Origin of the sequence: Cognatiluteimonas telluris (assembly GCF_011320095.1) — a bacterium.
GTDB classification, from domain to species: domain Bacteria; phylum Pseudomonadota; class Gammaproteobacteria; order Xanthomonadales; family Xanthomonadaceae; genus Cognatiluteimonas; species Cognatiluteimonas telluris.
The window spans coordinates 1-3,403 of the sequence record NZ_JAANOY010000059.1 but is presented as its reverse complement, the minus strand read 5'-3'; the positions used below and the strand labels follow the sequence as shown (position 1 = coordinate 3,403).

The following is a 3,403-nucleotide window of genomic DNA, read 5'->3' as shown; positions in this document are numbered from 1 at the left end:
GAGGTGCTGTCCGTGCCGCCGCTGCAACGCGTCGGCGAGGTGCTGCCACCCGGCGCCGCTGCCGGCCACGCCGCCGCGACGCCGGCGAACGCCGCGCGGCCCGCCAGCCCAACGCCGCCCACCGCGTCGACAACCCCTGCGCCAGTGGCATCGACGGCCGTGCCCGCGGGAGCCCTGCCGGATCCGGGCGCCGTGCCGCTCAGGGACGACAGCACGCTCCCGGTGGACACAGCGGCGGGCGAACATTGCCTGCGCTTGGGCCCCTATTCGACCGAAGCGGCGGTCACCCAAGCTCGCGCCCGCCTTCCACCGCAGGCGTCACGTTCACGGATCGAGGCGGTGCCCGGCGACAAGCCTGGCTGGCGCGTGTGGCTGCCACCCTTGGCCGACCACGCCGCCGCGCAGGCGATGGCGGAGCGCATCGCCGCGGCGGGATTCAATGATTACTACGTCGTTCCGGATGGCGGCGAAGCCCACAGCGTGGCCCTGGGCCGCTACGGCAACGCGCAGGCCGCGCAGCGGCGCCAGGCCGCACTGCAGGCCGCCGGCTTCGCCGCCAGGGCCGAAGCCCTTGGCACGTCGACCTATTGGCTGCTGGTAGTGGCGGGTCGTGATTTCGACGCGGAAGCCGCGCGCATCGCGGTCGGCGCGGCGCGGCGCAGCGACGTGGCCTGCACGGCGCTGCATTAGCGCCTGCACGGACCGCCCGCTAGAATGCCCCGCGCGCTCGCTGCAACGGTGCGGTGCGCCTTTTCCACGCCGGCATAGCTCAGTTGGTAGAGCAACCGCCTTGTAAGCGGTAGGTCCCCAGTTCGAATCCGGGTGCCGGCACCAATGGAGCACGGCATGCGTCATGACACCCCGGTATCACTGATCGGCGCCCCGACCGACATCGGCGCGGGCGATCGCGGCGCGCGGCTCGGACCCGAGGCGCTGCGCATCGCGGGCCTGGGCGAGGCGCTGACCGCGCGCGGTGTCCAGGTGCTGGATCGCGGCAACCTCAACGGGCCGCGCAATCCCTGGCTGGGTCCGGTCGGCGGGTATCGACACCTGGACGAAGTGGTCGCCTGGAACCGCGCCGTCATGGACGCCGTCGACGTCGAACTGCAGGCCGGACGGCTGCCGATCCTGCTCGGTGGCGACCATTGCCTGGGCATCGGCTCGATCACCGCGGTCGCGCGCCACTGCCGGCGCACCGGCAAGTCGCTGCGCGTGTTGTGGCTGGACGCGCACGCCGACTTCAACACCTTCGACGTGACGCCGTCGGGCAACATCCACGGCATGCCGGTCGCCTGCCTGTGCGGCATCGGCCCGGACGCCCTGACCCGGCTCGGCGGCAGCGCCCCGGCGGTGCAGCCGGCGCAGATCCGCCAGGTCGGCATCCGCTCGGTCGATGCCGGCGAGAAGCGCCTGATCAAGGAGCACGCGCTGGACGTGTACGACATGCGCTACATCGACGAGGTCGGCATGAAGCGCGCGATGGAGCAGGCGCTGGCGGGCATGGATGCCGATACCCACCTGCATGTGAGTTTCGATGTCGATTTCCTCGATCCCGGCATCGCGCCCGGCGTCGGCACGCTGGTGCCCGGCGGCCCCAACTACCGCGAGGCGCAACTGGTGATGGAGATGATCGCCGATAGCGGGCGCATGGCCTCGCTGGACATCATGGAACTCAACCCGGCGCTGGACACGCGCAACGCCACCGCGTTGCTGGCGGTGGACCTGGTCGAGAGCCTGTTCGGAAAATCCACCCTGATGCGTGACTGAGCGACGCCGCGTGGGCGCACCGGCCGAGGCCATCGCCGCCGGGCTTGATCCCGAAGCCGTCGTCGAACGCCGCGCGCACCGGCTGCAGCCGGCGTTCCAGGCCACCGGCATGTCGGCGTTCGTGGCGCTGGTGGTCACCGCGATCAACACCGGGGTCGATGCGCAGCTGATCGCGCGCTGGTGGCACGCGTGGCGGCTGGCGCTGCCGGCGGCGATCGTGGCGGCCTACCTGTTCCGTCCGCTGGCCTGGTGGGTGGCGCGGCTGCTGGCGCGCTGGAGCCGGCCGCGCGCGCGCTGATCCGCGATGGCGGGCGCGCGCCGCCGCGCTTGAAATGGCTTTGGAAATTGTTCGCCGCCGCGTGGCCGGGCGCGTGTTGCCTTCAGCTCACCTGCGGCGCAGGAACGCCGACGCCGCATCGACCGCACCCAGCGCGCGGAACTCGGTGGTGACCCGCGCGCCCGGCATCATTCCCCAGCGGATGCCGATGCGCTGGAGCCGCGCCTCGACGCCGGCGCGCTCGCCGCGCGGCGTCACCGCGAGGATGGCGTCGTAACGCTCGGCCCAGGCGTTGGCCAGGGCGAACACATCGCCATGGCGGATCTGCAGGTCGGGCATCTGCTGCTCGAGCTGCGCGATCAGGGCGTTGAACGGCGCGGGCGCGCCAGCTTCCCCCTGCGGCGCGTCGGCCTGCGCGTTGCTGTCGGGACTGCAAAGACTGCAAAGGCGCATCTGGCTGCTTTCCATCCGTCCCCCTCCCGTATTCAGCGATACCGTCGTCACCTGCGGGTGTAGGTGGCGTGATGGGCGCTGCGAACCTGAAGGCGCGCTTCACGCAGCCGCCGCAGCGACGCGCGTCTACTCCCGCGCCATGGCCTTCCCGCGCGCCCCCGTAGTGCTGTCGCTGCTGGTCTGGCTCGCCATCGTGCTGCCGCTGCCCGGCCAGGCGCGCACGCTCTACAGCTGCCTGCGCGACAACCGCCTGAGCCTGGCCACGGCGCCCGAGCCGGGGTCGCGGTGCGTCGCCAAGCACGCCCGCGCCGGGCGCATCCCGAATTTCTGGGGGAGCCTGGGGCCGGTGCGCGGCAACATCTACATGCGCCGGATGGGCGGCCGGCTGGTGTACAGCACGCGGCCGATGCCGGGCTGGGCCGAAGTGCAATCGGTGGCGTCGTTGCATGCGCCGCGCGATTCGGACGCCCATTACGGGCTGGGCCAACTGGGCAGGCCGCGGCTGGACGCGTTCGCGGCGCAGTTCCGTGCCGCCGCCAGGCGCACCGGTGTCGACGACGCCTGGCTGCGCGCGATCGCACATGCCGAAAGCGGATTCGATCCGTCGGCGCATTCGCCCAAGGGCGCGCTGGGGGTGATGCAGCTGATGCCGTCGGTCGCGCGCGCCTACGGCGTGGCCGATCCGTATTCGTCGTCGCAATCGATCGACGGCGGCGCGCGCCACATCAAGGCGTTGATGCGCCGCTACAAGGGCGACCTGACGCTGGTCGCGGCGGCCTACAACGCCGGGGCCGGCGCGGTCGCGCGCTTCGGCGGCGTGCCGCCGTATACGGAGACCCAAGCCTACGTGGACAAGGTGCAGACCCTGTACGCACGCTACCGGACCGCGCTGGGGCGCGGGCCGGT

At 72.0% G+C, this 3,403-nt stretch carries 5 protein-coding genes and 1 tRNA gene; 5 read left to right on the top strand and 1 reads right to left on the bottom strand.

Annotated elements, in window-relative coordinates; all coding sequences use genetic code 11:
* From G7B67_RS12780 to G7B67_RS13335, 4 genes are all read left to right on the top strand, one after another.
* A partial coding sequence (locus G7B67_RS12780) for an SPOR domain-containing protein (RefSeq protein ID WP_207780938.1) occupies positions 1-690 on the top strand: 690 nt, incomplete at its 5' end.
* Positions 691-758: 68 nt separating this feature from the next.
* Positions 759-834, top strand: a tRNA-Thr gene (locus G7B67_RS12775).
* Between the two features lie 12 nt (positions 835-846).
* Entirely contained in the window at positions 847-1,767 is a 921-nt protein-coding gene (gene rocF / locus G7B67_RS12770) for an arginase (protein WP_166213020.1), read from the top strand.
* Positions 1,760-2,065 carry a DUF2798 domain-containing protein gene (locus G7B67_RS13335; protein ID WP_207780937.1) on the top strand — a complete coding sequence of 102 codons (306 nt, stop codon included), beginning with the start codon at positions 1,760-1,762 and terminating at the stop codon, positions 2,063-2,065. The genes rocF and G7B67_RS13335 overlap by 8 nt, the downstream gene beginning before the upstream one ends.
* Positions 2,066-2,152: 87 nt before the next feature.
* On the opposite strand, the gene G7B67_RS12760 is transcribed toward G7B67_RS13335, so the two are convergent.
* Positions 2,153-2,497, bottom strand: coding sequence for a hypothetical protein (locus G7B67_RS12760; protein ID WP_207780936.1), 345 nt, complete (start codon positions 2,495-2,497; stop codon positions 2,153-2,155).
* Positions 2,498-2,636: 139 nt separating this feature from the next.
* On the opposite strand from G7B67_RS12760, the gene G7B67_RS12755 reads away from it, so the two are divergent.
* A partial coding sequence (locus G7B67_RS12755; protein ID WP_166213016.1) for a lytic transglycosylase domain-containing protein occupies positions 2,637-3,403 on the top strand: 767 nt, incomplete at its 3' end.